Origin of the sequence: Arthrobacter sp. ISL-5 (genome assembly GCF_018613835.1) — a bacterium.
GTDB lineage: Bacteria > Actinomycetota > Actinomycetes > Actinomycetales > Micrococcaceae > Arthrobacter.
In genome coordinates this window covers 49,934-67,710 of the sequence record NZ_JAGGPM010000028.1, presented here as the reverse complement: position 1 = coordinate 67,710, position 17,777 = coordinate 49,934, and the positions used below count along the sequence as shown (strand labels likewise).

General features: G+C 65.7%; 19 protein-coding genes. 9 read left to right on the top strand and 10 right to left on the bottom strand.

Annotation, left to right across the window (positions count from 1 at the left end):
• Positions 1–15: 15 nt before the first annotated feature.
• The 3 genes from J7I89_RS15235 (at position 16) to J7I89_RS15225 (ending at position 2,488) form a co-directional block, all read left to right on the top strand.
• Complete coding sequence (locus tag J7I89_RS15235) at positions 16–903, top strand: glutamate ABC transporter substrate-binding protein (protein WP_214971934.1); 888 nt, start codon at positions 16–18, stop codon at positions 901–903.
• 98 nt (positions 904–1,001) lie between these two features.
• Entirely contained in the window at positions 1,002–1,652 is a 651-nt protein-coding gene (locus J7I89_RS15230; protein WP_056636138.1) for an amino acid ABC transporter permease, read from the top strand.
• Positions 1,649–2,488 carry an amino acid ABC transporter permease gene (locus J7I89_RS15225; RefSeq protein WP_214971931.1) on the top strand — a complete coding sequence of 280 codons (840 nt, stop codon included), beginning with the start codon at positions 1,649–1,651 and terminating at the stop codon, positions 2,486–2,488. Before J7I89_RS15230 ends, J7I89_RS15225 begins: the two co-directional genes overlap by 4 nt.
• A gap of 115 nt (positions 2,489–2,603) precedes the next feature.
• On the opposite strand, the gene dapE is transcribed toward J7I89_RS15225, so the two are convergent.
• Entirely contained in the window at positions 2,604–3,725 is a 1,122-nt protein-coding gene (gene dapE / locus J7I89_RS15220) for a succinyl-diaminopimelate desuccinylase (protein WP_214971929.1), read from the bottom strand.
• 125 nt (positions 3,726–3,850) lie between these two features.
• Between dapE and dapD the strand changes: the two genes are divergently transcribed.
• Together dapD and J7I89_RS15210 are read left to right on the top strand one after the other, a co-directional pair.
• Positions 3,851–4,879, top strand: coding sequence for a 2,3,4,5-tetrahydropyridine-2,6-dicarboxylate N-succinyltransferase (dapD, locus tag J7I89_RS15215; RefSeq protein ID WP_214971926.1), 1,029 nt, complete (start codon positions 3,851–3,853; stop codon positions 4,877–4,879).
• A gap of 62 nt (positions 4,880–4,941) precedes the next feature.
• Positions 4,942–5,793, top strand: a complete 852-nt coding sequence (locus tag J7I89_RS15210) for a hypothetical protein (protein WP_214971923.1) — start codon at positions 4,942–4,944, stop codon at positions 5,791–5,793.
• Here J7I89_RS15210 and J7I89_RS15205 read toward each other — a convergent pair.
• Complete coding sequence (locus J7I89_RS15205; protein ID WP_214971920.1) at positions 5,790–6,401, bottom strand: hypothetical protein; 612 nt, start codon at positions 6,399–6,401, stop codon at positions 5,790–5,792. The genes J7I89_RS15210 and J7I89_RS15205 overlap by 4 nt on opposite strands.
• Before the next feature lie 89 nt (positions 6,402–6,490).
• On the bottom strand, positions 6,491–7,174 hold the full coding sequence (locus J7I89_RS15200; protein ID WP_214971918.1) for a TetR/AcrR family transcriptional regulator: 684 nt from the start codon (positions 7,172–7,174) through the stop codon (positions 6,491–6,493).
• 117 nt (positions 7,175–7,291) lie between these two features.
• Between J7I89_RS15200 and galE the strand changes: the two genes are divergently transcribed.
• A complete protein-coding gene (galE, locus tag J7I89_RS15195) occupies positions 7,292–8,305 on the top strand; it encodes a UDP-glucose 4-epimerase GalE (protein ID WP_214971915.1) in 1,014 nt (337 codons plus the stop codon).
• A gap of 123 nt (positions 8,306–8,428) precedes the next feature.
• Here the strand turns inward: galE and J7I89_RS15190 are convergent, their stop codons facing one another.
• From J7I89_RS15190 to fdxA, 3 genes are all read right to left on the bottom strand, one after another.
• Complete coding sequence (locus J7I89_RS15190; RefSeq protein WP_078028110.1) at positions 8,429–9,712, bottom strand: citrate synthase; 1,284 nt, start codon at positions 9,710–9,712, stop codon at positions 8,429–8,431.
• Between the two features lie 246 nt (positions 9,713–9,958).
• Positions 9,959–11,107 carry a succinyldiaminopimelate transaminase gene (gene dapC / locus J7I89_RS15185; RefSeq protein ID WP_214971912.1) on the bottom strand — a complete coding sequence of 383 codons (1,149 nt, stop codon included), beginning with the start codon at positions 11,105–11,107 and terminating at the stop codon, positions 9,959–9,961.
• A gap of 13 nt (positions 11,108–11,120) precedes the next feature.
• Positions 11,121–11,447: a ferredoxin gene (gene fdxA / locus J7I89_RS15180; RefSeq protein WP_056636113.1), complete on the bottom strand. Its 327-nt coding sequence runs from the start codon at positions 11,445–11,447 to the stop codon at positions 11,121–11,123.
• 152 nt (positions 11,448–11,599) lie between these two features.
• On the opposite strand from fdxA, the gene J7I89_RS15175 reads away from it, so the two are divergent.
• A complete protein-coding gene (locus J7I89_RS15175) occupies positions 11,600–11,845 on the top strand; it encodes a hypothetical protein (RefSeq protein ID WP_308159927.1) in 246 nt (81 codons plus the stop codon).
• 6 nt (positions 11,846–11,851) lie between these two features.
• Here J7I89_RS15175 and J7I89_RS15170 read toward each other — a convergent pair whose 3' ends face one another.
• A complete protein-coding gene (locus J7I89_RS15170; RefSeq protein WP_308159926.1) occupies positions 11,852–13,165 on the bottom strand; it encodes an MFS transporter in 1,314 nt (437 codons plus the stop codon).
• Between the two features lie 24 nt (positions 13,166–13,189).
• On the opposite strand from J7I89_RS15170, the gene J7I89_RS15165 reads away from it, so the two are divergent.
• Complete coding sequence (locus tag J7I89_RS15165) at positions 13,190–13,696, top strand: helix-turn-helix domain-containing protein (RefSeq protein ID WP_214971910.1); 507 nt, start codon at positions 13,190–13,192, stop codon at positions 13,694–13,696.
• Here J7I89_RS15165 and J7I89_RS15160 read toward each other — a convergent pair.
• Both J7I89_RS15160 and typA read right to left on the bottom strand, forming a co-directional pair.
• Positions 13,693–14,100: a hypothetical protein gene (locus J7I89_RS15160; protein ID WP_214971907.1), complete on the bottom strand. Its 408-nt coding sequence runs from the start codon at positions 14,098–14,100 to the stop codon at positions 13,693–13,695. The two genes, J7I89_RS15165 and J7I89_RS15160, sit on opposite strands and share 4 nt — an antisense overlap.
• Before the next feature lie 48 nt (positions 14,101–14,148).
• Entirely contained in the window at positions 14,149–16,077 is a 1,929-nt protein-coding gene (gene typA / locus J7I89_RS15155; protein ID WP_214971904.1) for a translational GTPase TypA, read from the bottom strand.
• A 270-nt stretch (positions 16,078–16,347) separates the two neighbouring features.
• Here typA and J7I89_RS15150 point away from each other — a divergent pair, with 270 nt between their 5' ends.
• A complete protein-coding gene (locus J7I89_RS15150; RefSeq protein WP_214971901.1) occupies positions 16,348–17,202 on the top strand; it encodes an SGNH/GDSL hydrolase family protein in 855 nt (284 codons plus the stop codon).
• A gap of 93 nt (positions 17,203–17,295) precedes the next feature.
• Here the strand turns inward: J7I89_RS15150 and J7I89_RS15145 are convergent, their stop codons facing one another.
• Positions 17,296–17,745, bottom strand: coding sequence for an ATP-binding cassette domain-containing protein (locus J7I89_RS15145; RefSeq protein WP_374102018.1), 450 nt, complete (start codon positions 17,743–17,745; stop codon positions 17,296–17,298).
• Positions 17,746–17,777: the final 32 nt, after the last annotated feature.

The window sequence follows — 17,777 nt, the reverse complement described above, 5'->3', positions numbered from 1 at the left end:
AATGAAAGGAATGTCATGAAGGCATTTTTGACCCGAAGGAAATCCCTTCTGGTAGCAGCATCCGCAGCCCTTGCCCTGACGCTGAGCGCTTGCGGCGGCGGCGGCGCCGGCACTGGCACCAGCCCCTCCCCCGTTGAAAAGCCGAGCTTCGCCGCTGGCTCCACGATGGAAAAGCTCTCTTCTGCCGGCAAGGTGACCATCGGCACCAAGTTTGACCAGCCCCTGTTCGGCCAGAAGGGCCTTGACGGCAAGCCGGTGGGCTTTGACGTGGAAATCGGGAAGCTGATCGCAGCCAAGCTGGGAATCGCCGCTGACAAGATCGAATGGGTCGAAACCGTCTCCGCCAACCGCGAGCAGTTCATCAAGCAGGGCAAGGTGGACCTGATCGTCGCCACCTACACCATCAACGACAAGCGCAAGACCGAAGTGGCCTTTGCCGGCCCGTACTACGAGGCAGGCCAGGCGCTCATGGTGAACAAGGACAACACGTCCATCACCAAGCCCGAGGACGTCAAGGGCAAGAACGTCTGCTCCGTGACCGGGTCGACTCCCGCCTCCACCATCGTGGAGAAGTACGGCGCGGTCCTGGTGCCGGCGGCCACCTACTCGGCCTGCCTTGAGCCGCTGCGGAACAAGCAGGTTGAAGCAATCACCACCGACAACGTGATCCTGGCCGGCTTCGTCAACAAGGAACCGGACGCCTTCAAGCTGGCCTCCGAGGAGACGTTCACGAAGGAGCCCTACGGCATCGGAGTGAAGAAGGACGACACCGAATTCCGCAACTGGATCAACGACCAGCTGGAAGGCTTCGCCAAGGACGGCTCCTACAAGAAGGCCTGGGAAGCCACGGCCGGCGCTGTCATCAAGACGGCACCGGAGCTCCCGGCGATCGACCGCTACTAAACCGGTGTGGCGGTTACCTGCGGCTGTGCATTCCACGGCCCCGGTAACCGCCGCTTCCGTTTTCCGATCATTTCCCACGAACGCAGCTGAAGGACCCTATGGACGTCATCATTGAAAGCCTCCCGCAGTACTGGGACGGCTTTCTCAGAACCCTGTTCCTGGCCGTCGTGTCCGGCATCATTGCCCTTGTAGTGGGCACACTCCTGGCCGCCGCCCGCGTTTCACCCGTGGCGGCCCTCCGCGGATTCAGCATGGCCTACGTGGAGGTGGTGCGTAACACCCCGCTGACCATCGCCTTCTTTTTTGCGGCAGTCGTCTTGCCCCGGCTGGGCGTGACCTTCCAGCAGTTCGAGGTCGCCGCCATCATCGCGCTGAGCGCTTATACGGCTGCCTTCATCGCCGAAGCAGTCCGCTCGGGCGTCAACAGCGTCCCCTTGGGCCAGGCCGAGGCCGCGCGCAGCATCGGCATGACGTTCGGCCAGGTGCTGTCCCTGATCATCCTGCCGCAGGCCCTGCGCACGGTGGTTCCGCCGTTGATCAACATCCTGATCGCCCTTGTGAAGAACTCCTCCGTGGCCGGCGCCTTCTTCGTCCTGGAGCTGTTCGGCTACGGAAAGCAGCTGGCTAACGACCACGGTGACGCCGTCATGTGGGTTCTCGTGGGCGTGGCATTCTTCTATCTCCTGATCACCGTGCCGCTGGGCTACGTCGCTCACCAGGTCGAACGAAAGGTGGCGATCGCCCGATGACTTCTGTTCTCTACGACGTCCCGGGCCCCAAAGCCCGCAGAATCTCCCTGATCGGCTCGATCGTCGGCGTCGTCGTCATCGGCGGCCTGCTCGCGCTTGCCATTGTCACGCTCGCCCAGCAGGGAATCTTCCAAGCACAGCGGTGGGCGATCTTCGGGCAGGCGGACGTCTGGTCGCTGCTCTTTAGCGGCATGAGCGCCACGTTGAGTGCCGCCGCCATCGCAGCTGTCATCGCTTTCCCGCTGGGCCTGCTCCTGTGCCTCATGCGCATTTCGGATATCGCCTGGATCAGGGTTCCCACCAGAATCGTGCTGGAATTCCTGCGCGGCATGCCCGTGGTCCTGATGATGCTGTTCGTGCTGCTCGTGTTCGCCACGAGCTCGTTCGTTGCAGTCGTTGCCGGCCTGGTCCTCTACAACTCGGCCATCTTCGCCGAAATCATCCGCGCAGGCATCCAGTCCCTGCCCAAAGGCCAGCGCGAAGCCGGCCTGGCGATCGGCCTGACCAGCTTCCAGTCCCGGCTCAGCGTTGAACTGCCGCAGGCCATCAGGCGTATGCTGCCCTCCCTGGTGGCTCAGCTCGTGGTCCTGCTGAAGGACACGTCGCTGGGTTACATCGTGGCCTACGGAGAGCTGCTGCGCGCCGTACAGGTGATGGCGGACTTCCTCGGCCCGCAGTTCCTGTTCCCGGTGTTCTTCGTCGCGGCGGCAATTTACATCGCCATCAACCTGGCGGTGTCCCGCCTCGCCATCTGGATCGAGCGCCGTGGTTCAAAGAAGGCTGCCGGCGGCGTGGCGAAGGCCCCCACGGCCGGCGTCTCCACCGTGGTGAAGTAGACGTACGAAGTAGACCCGCGAACTAAGTCCGCGGGGGCAATGCAGAAGGTCCGCAACCGATTGGTTGCGGACCTTCTGCATTGCGACTGGTCAGTCTTTCAGGCGAAACAGCGGATCAGGAAAGCCAGGCCTGAAGTGCGCGGAGGCAGGCCCGGACGGCCTCGGCCGCCACGTGTTCGTTGTCCTTGTGCGCCAACAGCGCATCACCCGGCCCGAAGTTCACTGCCGGGATGCCGAGCTCGCTGAAACGCGCGACGTCGGTCCAGCCGTATTTTGGTTTGGGCTCGGCTCCCACTGCGGCCACGAAGGACGCGGCGGCGGGGTGGTGCAGTCCGGGCCGCGCGCCGGCGGCGCTGTCCGTGCGGACCACGTCGAATCCTTCGAGCAGCTGCCGCACGTGGGCCTCCGCCTGGTCGGGCGACTTGTCCGGCGCGAAGCGGTAGTTGATCTCCACCACGCAGCGGTCGGGAATGACGTTGCCGGCGGTGCCGCCGTGGATCTTCACGGCGTTCAGGCTTTCGCGGTAGTCCAGGCCGTCCACGTTGATGGTCTGCGGGCGGTACGCTGCGAGCCGTTCCAGGATGGGAGCCGCGGCGTGGATGGCGTTGCGGCCCATCCAGGCACGAGCCGAATGGGCGGCTTCCCCCGCCGTGGTGGCTTCAAGCCGCATGGTTCCGTTGCAGCCTCCTTCGACGGTGCCGTCGGTCGGTTCCAGCAGGATGGCGAAGTCGCCCTCCAGCAGGTGCCCGTGGTTGCGGACCAGCCGGCCCAGGCCGCTCTTGACGGCCTCCACTTCCTCGTGGTCGTAGAAGACGAACGTGACGTCCTTGGACGGCTCCGCGCCGCCGTCGAACATGGACGCGGCGAGTGCGAGCTGCACCGCCACGCCGCCTTTCATGTCGGTGGCGCCGCGGCCGTAAAGGACTCCCTCGCCGGGAATGCCTGAGGGCCAGCTGGACGGAACCGTTCCCAGCGATCCTTCCGTCACGGGCAGGGGCACCGTGTCAAGGTGGCCCGCCAGGATCACGCGCTCCGCCCGGCCGAGGTCCGTGCGGGCGATGATCGCGTCCCCGTCCCGGACCAGCTTGAGGCCGGGAAGCTGGCGGAGCGCCGACTCCACTGCGTCGGCAAGCGCGCTTTCGTTGCCCGACACGCTGTCGATGTCGATGAGGGCAGCCGTCAGCAGGGCCACATCCTGGCGCAGATCAAGGGTTAAGGGGGCAGTTTCGGCAATCACCCTCCAACTCTATCGCCGCACGCTCCCGGCTAAGGCACAGCTGACGCCGTTCCCGGCGTCAATTGCGACCCGGTCGGGAGGCGGCAGGTTTCAGTGCTTGCACGTCGTCTCGATACACTGGGGCCATGACTGAAACCGCTTCTTCTGCCGTGCCCGCTGCCCAGACGCTGTCCGACGATTCCCGGTCGGCCTATGGATTCGGGGTGGCCACCATCGCCACCCGGAACGGTGATGCCACGGTGCTGGATGTCTGGTTCCCGGCCCCGGCCCTCGGCGTGGCCGCCGAAAACCTCCGCGCCATCGAAAACGCCGACGAATCCCTGGCCGCGATCGCCGCAGACGGATCAGATGCGGACCGCGGCACCGAGCAGAAGGTCGTGTTCGTGCAGATCAATCTGGACGAAGCACCGGCCGACACCGCCGATGCCTACCTCCGCCTCCACCTCCTGTCGCACCGCCTCGTCAAGCCCAACACCATCAACCTCGACGGCATCTTCGGCAAGCTCCCGAACGTCGTCTGGACCAACTTCGGCCCCTGCGCCGTGGACGGTTTCGAGCTGACGCGCGCCAAGCTCCGCAAGCGCGGGGCAGTGACTGTCTACGGTGTCGACAAGTTCCCCCGCATGGTTGACTACGTTGTCCCGGCGGGCGTCCGCATCGCCGACGCCGACCGCGTACGCCTCGGTGCCCACCTCGCCGAAGGCACCACGGTCATGCATGAGGGCTTCGTCAACTTCAACGCCGGCACGCTGGGCACCTCCATGGTGGAAGGCCGCATCTCGGCCGGTGTTGTGGCGGGCGACGGCACCGACGTCGGCGGCGGCGCCTCAATCATGGGCACCCTTTCCGGCGGAGGCAAGGAAAAGATTGCTTTGGGCCAGCGGGTGCTGCTGGGCGCAAACTCCGGCGTCGGCATCAGCATCGGCGACGACTCCGTGGTGGAGGCCGGACTCTACGTCACCGCCGGCACCCGGGTCCGCGTGGTCGGTCCAAAAGACGCCGACGGCGAAGACACCTCCAAGATCGTTAAGGCCGTGGAGCTCTCCGGCGTGCCCAACCTGCTCTTCCGCCGCAACTCCAGCACCGGTGAAGTGGAAGTCCTGCCGCGCCAGGGCCAGACCGTGGAGCTGAACGTCGCCCTGCACGCCAACTGACCGTCCGGGTGCAGCCGGCACCGGCATCTACCGACCTGACGAAGGCCTGAGGGAGTAAGTACGTGACACGCAGACGTAAGCTGCGCGGAGCGATCGTTGTGGTCCTCTCCCTCGTACTCGTCGCCGGCGGTATCTACACTGCGACGGTGCTGCTGCAGCGCTCGGAGCAGCTGGTCACGGAAGGATGCACCGCCGTCGTCGGTACGCAGCGTGCGGAACTGGCCACGGACCAGGCGGCCAACGCGGCCCTGATCACCGCCGTGTCGGTGCGCCGCGGGCTGCCGCCGCGCGCGGCGAGCATCGCCCTGGCCACGGCCATGCAGGAGTCCAAGCTGAGGAACATCGGCCACGGCGATCTGGCGGGACCGGACTCCAGGGGCCTGTTCCAGCAGCGCCCGTCGCAAGGCTGGGGCACGCAGGAACAGGTGATGGATCCGAACCACGCCACGAATGCGTTTTACGACGCCCTCGTGGAGGTGCCCGGTTACGTCACGCTTGAGATCACCGAAGCCGCGCAACGGGTCCAGCGTTCGGCGTACCCGCGCGCCTACGCCCAGCACGAGGCCATGGGCCGCTCCTTCGCCTCGGTGTTGAGCGGCCAGACCCACGGTGCCCTTGACTGCACGCTCCGCGCTCCCGACGCCGCCGGTGACCCCGGGGCCCTGCTCGCCGAGGCGGAGTCAGCATACGGGGGCATTCCCGCCACGGCGTCCGGCCGGACCCTCGAACTGGAGGCTGCGGATAATCTGGCATGGTCGCTGGCGCACTGGGCGGTGGCCAACGCGAAGGAGTTCGCTGTGACCCGGGTTCAGGTGGACGGTCAGAGCTGGGACCGGCAGGCCCGGAACGGGTGGCAGAACTCGGACGCCTCCGACGGCAAGGTGGTCATCACCTTTGCCGAAGCCCCGGCCTAGACGAGCATTTCCACTACCGGCTGCACGTAGCTGCGGAACACCTCCGGCTGGGACAGCAGATAGTGGCTCATGATGATCTTGTCCGGCTCCAGGTACCAGGCGCGCTGCTCATCAAGCGGGAGCTCGATGATGGTCAGCGCGAAGTCCCGGGAATTCCGGCCGACCTCTAGTAGCCGGTCCTCCACGATGTCCTCCAGCAGGTGCGTGGACCCCCCGGCCACGCGTTCGGCTTCCAGCTCCGCGTATTCCGTCCGGCGCTCCCGGGCCCACGTCAGGGCGGCCCCGAAGTGCGCCTGCAGGACCCGACGGAGCGCAGGGGAATTGGCGAAGGACCTGAAGCCCGGCGGCGACATCTCCGGGGACATCTGCGGATGTGCCTTCAGGAGCTGCTCCCACCAGGCTTCCCACTCGGTCTTGAGCGCGCTGATGCCACCCACCTCCGCGGTCAGGTGGGAGTGATCGGCGTGCCGGACTTTGGGCGCGGCATGGGAAAGGGCCGGAAAGCCTGCACCGTCCAAGCCTGAGACGTCACGTATGTAAAGGGCAATGAGCATGGGCCCTGACGTGTCCATCGTGATTCGCCAGCCTGGACCGCCTGTGTGCTGCATCCGCATGCCTCCTTGGCATCTTGATCTCCGCCCCCGCTTACCGGCAACCCGCTCTCCGGCTTTCAGTCTATTCCCCCAGCCCGGGGAGGTTAATGGCTGGCGCCGGCGGTCCTGCGAAGCCCCGCCAGATGCGATTCGAGCACATCCCGGCACATTTCCCGGGTCAGCCACGCCGGTTGCAGGAGCGCGTGCATCGTCAGCCCGTCCAGGGTGGCAAGGAGGCGCTCCGCCTCGGTGACCAGATGCTCCCCGCCGTCGTCCGCCGTCAGGGTGTTCCCTGTCCGAGCATCCTCTGCCAGATCATTCCCTGCCACATCGTCCCCCGCCAGAAGGCGGGTGATCAACTGCCCGACGACGGCGGCCACCGCCCGGTGGCTCCGGTCAGCCTCGGCGGCAAGGAAGGGCCTGATCCGCGCCGCATTCTTGAAGGCGAGCCACGCACAGGCGTCCAGGGCGCGCTCTTCATCCAGCGGAAGGAACTCGCTCAGCAGGGTTAATACGGCCTCGTGCTGCTCCTCGGGGCCGGATGTGCGGGACACTCCGGCAAGGGCAGCAGCAAGGCGCGCGAGGATGCGGTCCACCACGGCCGAGAAGCTGAAGGCGAGCAGCTCCTCGCTGCTGGCGAAGTAGTGCCGCACGGAGCCCACGGCTAGGCCTGCCTCGTCAGCCACCTCGCGCAGGGACGCCCGTTCCAGCCCGTCCGTGGCGATGATCCGGCAGACGGCGTCAACAATCTCCTGGCGCCGGGCCGCGGCATCCACAATTTTGGGCACCCCTGTTTTTAGCACGCTTGTGCCCTGACGCCGGGGAGGCCCGCCGCGGCCCCCGGCGTCCCGGCCAGGGCCTGACACAGTCGGTAATCGCCGATGCGGTTGGGATAACGTTGGAGCATGAAAATTCTGGTCACGGGCGGCACCGGTTACATCGGTTCGCACACCGTATTGTCCCTGCAGGAAGCCGGCCATGAGGTGGTTGTCATCGACAACCTGGTGAACTCGAGCGAGGAGTCCCTGCGCCGGGTCGCCGAACTCACGGGGAAGGAAGCGGCCTTCCACAACGTGGACCTGCTGGACGAGCCCGCCGTCGACGCCGTTTTCGACCGGCACGGCATCGATGCCGTCATCCACTTTGCCGGCCTCAAGGCCGTGGGCGAATCCGTCCGCGAGCCGCTGAAGTACTACCACAACAATCTTGTCGGCACCCTGAACCTCATGAGGGCCATGGACCGGCACGGCGTCCGCTCGATCGTCTTCAGTTCCTCCGCCACCGTCTACGGCGAACACAATGCCGTCCCCTACGTGGAGAAGATGGAAATCGGCGCGAACAACCCGTACGGCCGCACCAAGGAGCAGATCGAGGACATCCTGTCCGACCTCGGCGCCGCCGACGACCGCTGGCATATAGCACTGCTGCGCTACTTCAACCCGGTGGGCGCCCACCCGTCAGGCCGCATCGGTGAAGACCCGCAGGGCATTCCGAACAACCTCGTCCCGTTTATCGCCCAGGTGGCCGTCGGCCGGCGCGAGAAGCTCATGGTGTTCGGCGGCGACTACGACACCCAGGACGGCACGTGCCTGCGCGACTACATCCACGTGGTGGACCTCGCCGAGGGCCATGTCGCCGCGCTGGACCACATCGCCGGCCGCAACGGCGTGTTCCGCTGGAACCTCGGGTCAGGCAAGGGCTCCTCCGTGCTGGAGGTCCTGCGCTCCTTCGAAAAAGCCGTGGGCCACCCGCTTCCGTACGAGGTCACGGGCCGCCGCGCCGGGGACCTGCCCGCCTTCTGGGCGGACGCGACCTCGGCCCTTGCCGATCTCTCCTGGTCCACCACCAAGACCGTCGACGAGATGTGCGAGGACCACTGGCGCTGGCAGAAAAACAACCCGCACGGCTACAACGGCTAGCATCGATTGCTCCGTAGCTGCCCTTTAGAGCGGGGAAAAGGGCAAGTACGGAGCAATCGATGACAAAAGTACGACGGCGGCCGCTCACCTCGGAAGGTGAGCGGCCGCCGTCGTCGTTCGGAGTTAGCGGGCCGGGTAGTGCCGCTCGGGCTCTCCTGTGTAGAGCTGCCGCGGGCGGCCGATCTTCGTGTTGGGATCGCTGATCATTTCACGCCACTGCGCGATCCAGCCCGGCAGGCGGCCGATTGCGAACAGTACGGTGAACATCTTCTCCGGGAAGCCCATGGCCTTGTAGATCAGGCCGGTGTAGAAGTCCACGTTCGGGTAGAGCTTGCGCTGGATGAAGTAGTCATCCCCCAGGGCCTTCTCTTCGAGGCGCATCGCGATGTCCAGGAGTTCGTCGTTGCCGCCGAGCTTGCTGAGGACCTCGTGCGCGGTCGCCTTGATGATTTTGGCCCGCGGATCGTAGTTCTTGTAGACACGGTGCCCGAAGCCCATGAGGCGGACGCCGTCTTCCTTGTTCTTGACCTTCTCCATGTAGTCCTCCGGCTTGATGCCGTCGGCCTGGATCTGGCGCAGCATCTTCAGGACGGCCTCGTTGGCGCCGCCGTGGGCCGGGCCGAAGAGGGCGTTGATGCCGGCGGAGACGGAGGCGAAGAGGTTGGCGTTGGAGGAACCGACCAGCCGGACCGTGGAGGTGGAGCAGTTCTGCTCGTGGTCGGCATGCAGGATCAGCAGCAGGTCCAGTGCCTTGGCGATCACCGGGTCCATCTCGTACTGCTCGGCAGGCAGGCCGAAGCTCAGCCGCAGGAAGTTCTCCACGAGGTTGTGGGAGTTGTCCGGGTAGAGCATGGGCTGACCGATGGACTTCTTGTGCGCGTAGGCGGCGATGACCGGCATCTTGGCCATCAGGCGGATGGTGGAGACCTCCACCTGCTCTGCGTTGAAGGGGTCCAGCGAATCCTGGTAAAAGGTCGACAGGGCGGACACGGCCGAGGACAGCACCGGCATGGGGTGGGCGTCTCGCGGGAAGCCGCTGAAGAAGCCCTTGAGCTCTTCGTGCAGCAGGGTGTGGTGCCGGATCCGCTGGTCGAAGGCATCCAGCTCGGTGGGCGTGGGCAGGTTCCCGTAGATGAGCAGGTAGGAAACTTCGAGGAAGCTGGAGTGCTGCGCCAACTGCTCGATCGGGTAGCCCCGGTACCGCAGGATGCCGGCGTCGCCGTCGATGTAGGTGATCGCCGAAGTGGTGGCCGCGGTGTTCATGAAGCCGGGGTCAAAGGCGACGGCGCCTGTCTGCTTCAGCAGTTTGGAAACGTCATAGCCTTCGTTTCCTTCTACAACCTTAATGCGCGGGAGTTCGAGTTCGCCGCCCGCATGGCGCAGGGTTGCGCTGGTGGTCTCAGTCATGGAGTCTCCTCATGAGGCGTCGGGGCCTCTCTGTAGAAAGCTTGATCCAACATCTGGTGAAGCCGCCCGAGGACCCTGCATGGACAGGGATTCCAACGGCCGGGCTACCTTCTTGTAGAAAGCCACCATTGATAGTCAGTTAAAAAGTACAGCTCCTAGGCAAGGTGGCACTAATCCGGTAGTGCCGAAATGCCCCGAAAACGCCCCACTTGTGGCGCGTGTCACACCATTGTTACGGGGCGGCTGTTACACGGCCCCGGCCAGCCGGGCCACCGCAGCGTCGATGCGCTCATCGGATCCGGTGAGTGCCACGCGCACATAGCCGTTGCCGGCGTCGCCGTAGAACACTCCCGGTCCCACGACGATCCCCCGCTCCGCGAGGCGCGCGACAGTGTCCCAGGTTGCTTCGCCGGCGGTGCACCACAGGTACAGGCCGGCCGAGGACTCGTGGATCTTCAGCCCGAACCCTTCGAGGGCCGGCAGGATCCGCTCGCGGCGCCCGCGGTAGAGGTTCTTCTGTGCCTGCACGTGCCCGTCGTCGCCCAGGGCCACCCGCATGGCTTCCTGGACTGGGTAGGGGACGATCATTCCTGCGTGCTTGCGGCTGTTGACGAGGTTGGCCATGATGGCTGAATCCCCCGCTACGAATGCCGCCCGGTAGCCTGCGACGTTCGACTGCTTGCTCAGCGAATAGACGGCGAGGAGACCGTCGTGGGAGCCGCCTGCCACCCGGGGATCAAGGATGCTCGGAACAGCTTCTCCCCCGCGCTGCACGTCCCACTCCCCCCAGCCAAGTTCGGCATAGCACTCGTCCGAGGCCACGAGGGCACCGATTTCACGGGCCTGGTCCACGATCTTCCTCAGGGAGGCAGCGTCCCGGACGCTGCCGGTGGGGTTGCCCGGGGAGTTGACCCAGACCAGCCGGACCTTTGCACGGGTGGCGGCGTCCAGTTCATCAAGGTCGTCCGCGGCCACCGCGGTGGCTCCGGAAAATGTGGCGCCGATGTCGTAGGTGGGGTACGCAACCGTGGGACGGACTACGACGTCGCCGGTCTTCAGGCCGAGCAGGAACGGCAGCCACGCCACCAGCTCCTTGGAACCGACGGTGGGCATGACGTCCCGGGGGTCGAGCCCCTCAACGCCACGGCGGCGTGCAAACCATCCGGCGATTGCCTCCCGCAGCGCAGGAGTGCCGTGGACCGTGGGATAGCCGGGGGCGTCCGCAGCAGCCCGGAGTGCCTCCTGGATGACCGCGGGCGTGGGATCCACGGGCGTTCCGATGGACAGGTTGACAGCTCCGCCCGGGTGCTCCGCCGCTCTGGCGAGGTAAGGCGCCATGGCCTCCCACGGGTAATCGGGAAGGCTCAGGCCGAAGCTACGCACAGCTGTTGTCACCTACGCGCCCGCCTCAGTGGTCTTGGTTCTGCGGCGGCAGTGCTGCAATCATCGGGTGGTCCGTGTGGGTGTTGCCCACCTTCGCGGCACCGCCCGGGGAACCGAGCTCGTCAAAGAACTCCACGTTTGCCTTGTAGTAGTCGGCCCACTCTTCGGGGGTGTCGTCCTCGTAGTAGATGGCTTCCACCGGGCAGACCGGTTCGCAGGCACCGCAGTCGACGCATTCATCGGGATGGATATAGAGGGAGCGCTCGCCTTCGTAGATGCAATCGACGGGGCACTCCTCAATGCATGCCTTGTCCTTGACATCTACACACGGCTGCGCGATTACGTACGTCACGTCCCTTGCCTCTCCACGTTGGTTCCGGCGGCTGGCCGGTTGTTGCTTCCGGCCTGCTGCCGGACTATCGGGTTCCGAGCCTATTATCTCCCAGGCCCGCACCGCGAACGAAGCGGCGCGTCACACTCGGGGAAGCGTCATACGATGAACCCGTGAGCCTGACAACGCCTTCGCCCCGGGAATTCCTGGCCGCCGCACCGTCCGGGACCCGTGTGGTGGTGCGTTACAGGGTCGACGGCGGATTCACGGACGCGCTGGGAGACCTCCTGGAGTGCGGCGAAGGCGAGTGCACCGTGCGGACGCGGAGTGCCGACGTCGTCATTGCCCTGGAGCTGGTGGTGGCCGCCAAACAGGTGCCGCCGGCCCCGCCGCGGCGGAGGGCGCGCACCGGGGGCTGACAGCCATCAGGCTTCGAGCACCTGGTCCGGAAGCCTTCGCATTCCCCGCAGCGGCGACAACAGCACCGGGAGGGCCGCGAGGAAGCTGCACCCCGCGCCGATCGAGATGGCCGGAACAAGGCCGATGTGCTCGCCGAGGAACCCGGAGGCCAGCGCCGCCAGCGGCATCACGCCCCAGACGGCGAACCGGATGGATGCGTTCATCCTGCCCAGCAGCCGGGGCGGACACACCCGCTGGCGCATGGTGAGCTGCATGATGTTGTAGACGAGCACGCCGAAGCCGAATTCGGAAATGACCAGAAACACCAGCGAGACAGCGGGCTGGTCGACGACGGCGGCAGCCGGAACGAGCACCAGAAACACCGAACTGGCCACGGCGCAGAGCGGTATCACCGCGCCTTCGCCGATCCGGGCTGCCAGCCGCGTCGCGGCCACGGCGCCCAGGAGGCCACCGGCTGCGCCGGCGGCCATGATCAATCCCACGCCCTGGGGTCCGAGTCCGAGGTCCCTCAGTACCAGCACGGGCGTGAGGGTGAAGATCAGTGTGCCGCAGAAATTCATGCCCGCGGTGCAGGCCGCGATGCGGCTGATCAAAGGGTGCCTCACAACGAACGCGAGGCCCTCCTTGATCTCGGTGCCGAGCGGACGCCTGTCCGCCGGAGTCGCGCGTTCCTCGCTGTCGCGGGTCCGGGCGAGGAAGAGAGCCGAGAGGAGATACCCGGCGGCCTCCCCCAGGAACAGCACCGGGGCCGACACAACGGTGAGGAGCGCCCCTCCCGCTGCGGGTCCGCCAATCCTGGCTATCTGCGCGGTGGATTCGAGTTTGGAATTGGCCTCGGTGACATGTGGGGACCCCACAAGGACGGGCACGTAGCTCTGGTACGAGACGTCAAAGAACACCGTGGCCGTGCCCACGAGGGCAGAAATGGCGTAAAGGTGCCAGATTTCCAGGATGCCGCCCCACCACAGCAAAGTCACAGCAGCCATGGCCGCCATCCGGGCCAGATCGGCGATGATCATGGTTCGCCGCTTAAGCCACCGGTCCACCCACGCGCCGACCGGAAGTCCGACAATAAGGAACGCCGCCAGGCCGGCGGCGTTCAGGACGCCCACCTCGAATTCGGAAGCCTGAAGCACGGAAACTGCCAGCACCGGAAAGGCCAGCTGTCCCAGCTGGGCGCCGAGCTGGCTCACGGCCTGCCCGGTCCAGAAAGTCGTGAAGTTGCGGTCCCGCCACAGCGACGTGGCGGCTGTACCTGCTGCTGTGGAGTCGGCAATCACGGCAACAGTTTCCGGCAGCGATTGATGTATGTCAATCACTTATTGCTGGCTACACTTGCGTCTATGACACCGCTGGAGAGCGACGACGCAGACCTGGTGGCTAAGGGCCGCGCGCTCAGTTCTCCGCTGAGGCTCAGGATTCTCCGGCTGTGCCTGCACCAGTCCCGCACCAACAAGGAAATCGCCGAACTCCTGGACCTCAATCCCGCCTCCAGCCTGCACCACGTCCGTACGCTGGTGCGGACCGGGTTCCTGCTCGCGGAGGAACGCCGGAAGGGGCGGCGCGGGGCCACCGAAGTGCCCTACATTGCCAGCCGCAAGTCTTGGAGCACGCCGGTGGTCAACGTTTCGCCCATCCTGATCGAGACGTTCCTGCAGGAAATCCGGGATCTTCCCCCGGAGGACATTGAGGTCTGGCGGCTCGGCGTGAAGTTCAACGCCGCACGGCGGGAGGAAATGCTGGGCAGGCTCCGGGCGGTCCTCGACGAATACAGGGCGCTCCCCGCGGACGACGACGGCGAGGCCACCTCACTCATGATTGCCCACCACCGGGATCCGACGGCGGACTAGGACGTCCCGCCGGCAGGGGCCGGGACACTTTCGGCAGCTAGAGCCTTCCTACGGGCCCGGCGGCGGTACCGCCTGGCCCACACCAGCATGAGCACTGTGACGCCGGCGATCCCGAAAACCCAGACGTTTCCGGCGAGGTCACCGGCGATCAGCCGCTTTCCGGGCGCCATAGCCGACCACCAGCCGGCCAGGACATAGCAGAGGACCCCGCAGACCGCCGTCGGGATCACGGACCTGAAGGCCGCCCCGAGCAGCAGCTGGACCGAGCCGAGCAGGACCAGAGCCGCCACCGCGCCCCAGGGAAGAATGACGCCGGACAGCAACCACTGCTGGCGGTGCAGGGCCGTTCCGGCGGTGGCCACAAAAAGAGCTGCCGGCACGGCGGCGGCTATGCCGCCTGCCATGCCGGCAGCTCTATTGTTCACGAGGTTGATGACCGGAACGCGCCGGGATCAGACCTTGGCGCGGGCGCGGTTGGCCTTGGCGCGCTCGTTGGTGTCCAGGATCAACTTGCGGATGCGGATGGACTCCGGGGTAACCTCAACGCACTCGTCTTCGCGGGCGAATTCGAGGGACTCTTCGAGGGTGAGGTCGCGCGGCGGCGTCAGGTTCTCGAAGGTGTCGGAGGAAGCTGCACGCATGTTGGTGAGCTTCTTTTCCTTGGTGATGTTGACGTCCATGTCGTCGGCGCGGGAGTTCTCGCCCACGATCATGCCCTCGTAGACCTCGGAGGTGGGCTTCACGAAGAAGGAGCCGCGTTCCTGCAGGTTGATCATGGCGAACGGCGTCACAACGCCGGCGCGGTCAGCGATCATCGAACCGTTGGTGCGATACTCGATCGGGCCGGCCCACGGCTCGTAGCCCTCGGAGATGGAGGACGCGATGCCCGCACCGCGCGTGTCCGTGAGGAACTTGGTGCGGAAGCCGATGAGGCCACGGGCCGGGACGATGAACTCCATGCGGCACCAGCCCGTGCCGTGGTTCGCCATGTTGGTCATGCGGCCCTTGCGGGCAGCCATGAGCTGGGTGACCGCGCCGAGGTACTCTTCCGGCACGTCGATGGTCATGTGTTCCATCGGCTCGTGGATCTTACCGTCGATGGTCCGGGTGACCACCTGCGGCTTGCCGACCGTCAGTTCGAAGCCTTCGCGGCGCATCTGCTCGACGAGGATGGCCAGCGCGAGCTCGCCGCGGCCCTGAACTTCCCAGGCGTCAGGACGCTCGGTGGGGAGCACCTTGATGGAGACGTTACCGATCAGTTCCTTGTCCAGGCGGTCCTTCACCTGGCGGGCGGTGACCTTGGCGCCCTTGACCTTGCCGGCAAGCGGGGACGTGTTGATACCGATGGTCATGGAGATCGCGGGATCGTCCACGGTGATCAGTGGTAGCGGCTGGGGGTTCTCGGCGTCGGTCAGGGTCTCACCGATGGTGATCTCCTCGATGCCGGCGACCGCAACAATTTCACCCGGGCCGGCGGACTCGGCGGGAACGCGGTCCAGTGCCTTGGTAGCCAGCAGTTCGGTGATCTTGACGTTCTTCAGCTCACCGTTGGCACGGGCCCAGGCCACGGTCTGGCCCTTGCGCAGGGTGCCGTTGTAGATACGGAGCAGCGCGAGGCGGCCGAGGAACGGGGAGGCGTCCAGGTTGGTGACGTGCGCCTGCAGGACACCGCCCGGGTTGTACGTGGGAGCCGGGACGTGCTCGATGATCGCCTTGAACAGCGGCTCCAGGTCTTCGTTTTCCGGAGCGGTGCCGTCGGCCGGCTGATCGAGGGATGCGCGGCCGACCTTGGCGGCTGCATAGACCACGGGGACGTTGAGGATCTTGTCCAGGTCCAGGTCCGGAACTTCGTCCGCGAGGTCGGAGGCCAGGCCCAGGAGCAGGTCCATGGACTCGTGGACGACTTCCTCGATGCGGGCGTCGGGACGGTCCGTCTTGTTCACCAGCAGGATGACCGGCAGGTGTGCGGCGAGGGCCTTGCGGAGCACGAAGCGGGTCTGCGGCAGCGGGCCCTCGGAAGCGTCAACCAGGAGTACCACGCCGTCCACCATGGACAGGCCGCGCTCCACCTCGCCGCCAAAGTCGGCGTGGCCGGGGGTGTCGATGACGTTGATGGTGATGGTTTCGCCGTTGGACGACGGGCCGTTGTAGGCAACCGTGGTGTTTTTGGCGAGGATGGTGATGCCCTTTTCACGCTCAAGGTCGCCGGAATCCATGACCCGGTCTTCGAGGTGGTTGTGAGCGGCAAATGAGTTGGTCTGCCTGAGCATGGCGTCGACCAGGGTGGTCTTGCCGTGGTCAACGTGGGCCACAATCGCGACGTTGCGCAGGTCACTGCGCGATGCAGTGGCTACCGCGGTGTTGGTGGTGGTTTCAGACATGCGTTATTGCTCGATTCAGTGGTGAAGTCAGCTGTTGTATCGCGACATTTCCAACCGGAACGCACGAAGATCAGACCCTTAACACAGGGCTCCTACTGCAAGTCTAGACGCTCTGCCTTTTATTGGCCTAAAAACCGTAAGTACGCCGCTCCCCGCCCCGTTACCGAATCGTGAATCCGCAGGGGCGTCATGTGAGCAAAATCACTGGCTTTTCCGGAAGTGATGCACCACTATTGCTGGAACACTTTCGAACAGGCCAGGAGTCCCAGGATGCTACAAGCCGCGACGCGGGCCGTCCTGATTGGCCCGATGATTGCCGCCAGCATGTTGCTGGCCGGCTGCGGAACTTCCCCGGAGCCCGCGTCCGGCGCGGTGGCCGGCGCCTCGTCCTCCCAGGCTGCCGCCGTAGCCCCGGTCGCCGCTCCGGGTGAGGCTGTGGCTGCCGGCTCTTCGGTGCCTGGTGACCTGGCCGCCGCGGCCGATCCAGCCACCCTTCCCGACGGCGCCCTCTACCGGAATCCCGCCAACGGGCGGGATGAGGTGATCGTGGACAACATCGGGCGCACGGCCCTGTTGATCGGTGATTCGCAGTCCGAACCTGCCCGTAGCTGGCCGCGCCGCGCCCTCGCCGGCATCGGCTACGAAGTGTTCTTCTGCGGCAGGGGAGGCACCGGATATGTCGCCTCCTACGGCACGACGGGCAACTACATCGACGCCCTTCAGCGGGGTGACTGGCACCTGCCCTACGGCTTTCCCCCGCTGGTGGTCATCGAGGGCGGCGGAAATGACGCCAAGCAAGGCGCAAGTGACGAACAGATCGTCGCGAACGCTGAACGCCTGATCAAAACCATCAAGCAGAGGTATCCGGGTGCAAAGCTCGCCATGGTGGGCACACTGGCCAAGGGTGCTGACCACGGCGGCGGCCGGCGCACCGAGGTGGATGCCCTGCTGGGGACGGTGGCTGCGGACCACGGCATTCCGTTTGTCAGCGTCGGCGACTGGCTGACGCGGTACGGCCTCGAGGACAAGCTCGCGGACGCGGTCCACATGAACGACTCCGGTCACCGCGCCCTGGGGAAGCTGCTGGGCAGCAGGCTCGCGGCGCTGGGCCTCGGGCTCGAATAGGGCGAAGCCCGGACAGCACAGAAACCCGGACAGCAAGAGAGCCGGTGCCCGCCTTTCGGTGGGCACCGGCTCTTTTGCTTTCAGTCTGGCGGACTACGCGGTCGCAACTTCCGGTGGCAGCATCAGCTGGGCACCGGGAATCGCATTGAGCAGCGCCTTGGTGTAGTCCTGCTGCGGCGAGTCGAAGACGTCATCCGTTGAGCCGGTTTCCACCAGTTTTCCCTTCTCCATGACGCAGACGTGATCGGCGATCTGCCGGACCACGGCGAGGTCGTGGGTGATGAACAGGTAGGTGAGGCCGAGGTTGGACTGCAGGTCCGCGAGCAGGTTCAGCACCTGCGCCTGGACCAGCACGTCCAGCGCCGAAACTGCCTCGTCGCAGATGATCACCTCCGGGTCCAGTGCAAGCGCGCGCGCAATGGCCACACGCTGGCGCTGGCCGCCGGAGAGCTCGTTCGGGTACCGCTGCATTGTGGACTGCGGCAGCGCCACCTGGTCCAGCAGTTCCCGGACCTTCTTCTCCCGGCTGGCCCTGTTCCCCACTTTGTGGGTGCGCAGCGGCTCTTCGATGGTTC

What these genes read in the sequence shown, in the direction of transcription:
- J7I89_RS15205 (WP_214971920.1), bottom strand. Translation starts at nt 6,401, where the DNA reads ATGCAGCACACAGGCGGTCCAGGCTGGCGAATCACGATGGACACGTCA.
- J7I89_RS15150 (WP_214971901.1), top strand. Translation starts at nt 16,348, where the DNA reads ATGCTACAAGCCGCGACGCGGGCCGTCCTGATTGGCCCGATGATTGCC.
- J7I89_RS15225 (WP_214971931.1), top strand. Translation starts at nt 1,649, where the DNA reads ATGACTTCTGTTCTCTACGACGTCCCGGGCCCCAAAGCCCGCAGAATC.
- J7I89_RS15235 (WP_214971934.1), top strand. Translation starts at nt 16, where the DNA reads ATGAAGGCATTTTTGACCCGAAGGAAATCCCTTCTGGTAGCAGCATCC.
- J7I89_RS15160 (WP_214971907.1), bottom strand. Translation starts at nt 14,100, where the DNA reads ATGGCAGGCGGCATAGCCGCCGCCGTGCCGGCAGCTCTTTTTGTGGCC.
- galE (WP_214971915.1), top strand. Translation starts at nt 7,292, where the DNA reads ATGAAAATTCTGGTCACGGGCGGCACCGGTTACATCGGTTCGCACACC.
- typA (WP_214971904.1), bottom strand. Translation starts at nt 16,077, where the DNA reads ATGTCTGAAACCACCACCAACACCGCGGTAGCCACTGCATCGCGCAGT.
- J7I89_RS15165 (WP_214971910.1), top strand. Translation starts at nt 13,190, where the DNA reads ATGACACCGCTGGAGAGCGACGACGCAGACCTGGTGGCTAAGGGCCGC.
- dapD (WP_214971926.1), top strand. Translation starts at nt 3,851, where the DNA reads ATGACTGAAACCGCTTCTTCTGCCGTGCCCGCTGCCCAGACGCTGTCC.
- J7I89_RS15230 (WP_056636138.1), top strand. Translation starts at nt 1,002, where the DNA reads ATGGACGTCATCATTGAAAGCCTCCCGCAGTACTGGGACGGCTTTCTC.
- J7I89_RS15190 (WP_078028110.1), bottom strand. Translation starts at nt 9,712, where the DNA reads ATGACTGAGACCACCAGCGCAACCCTGCGCCATGCGGGCGGCGAACTC.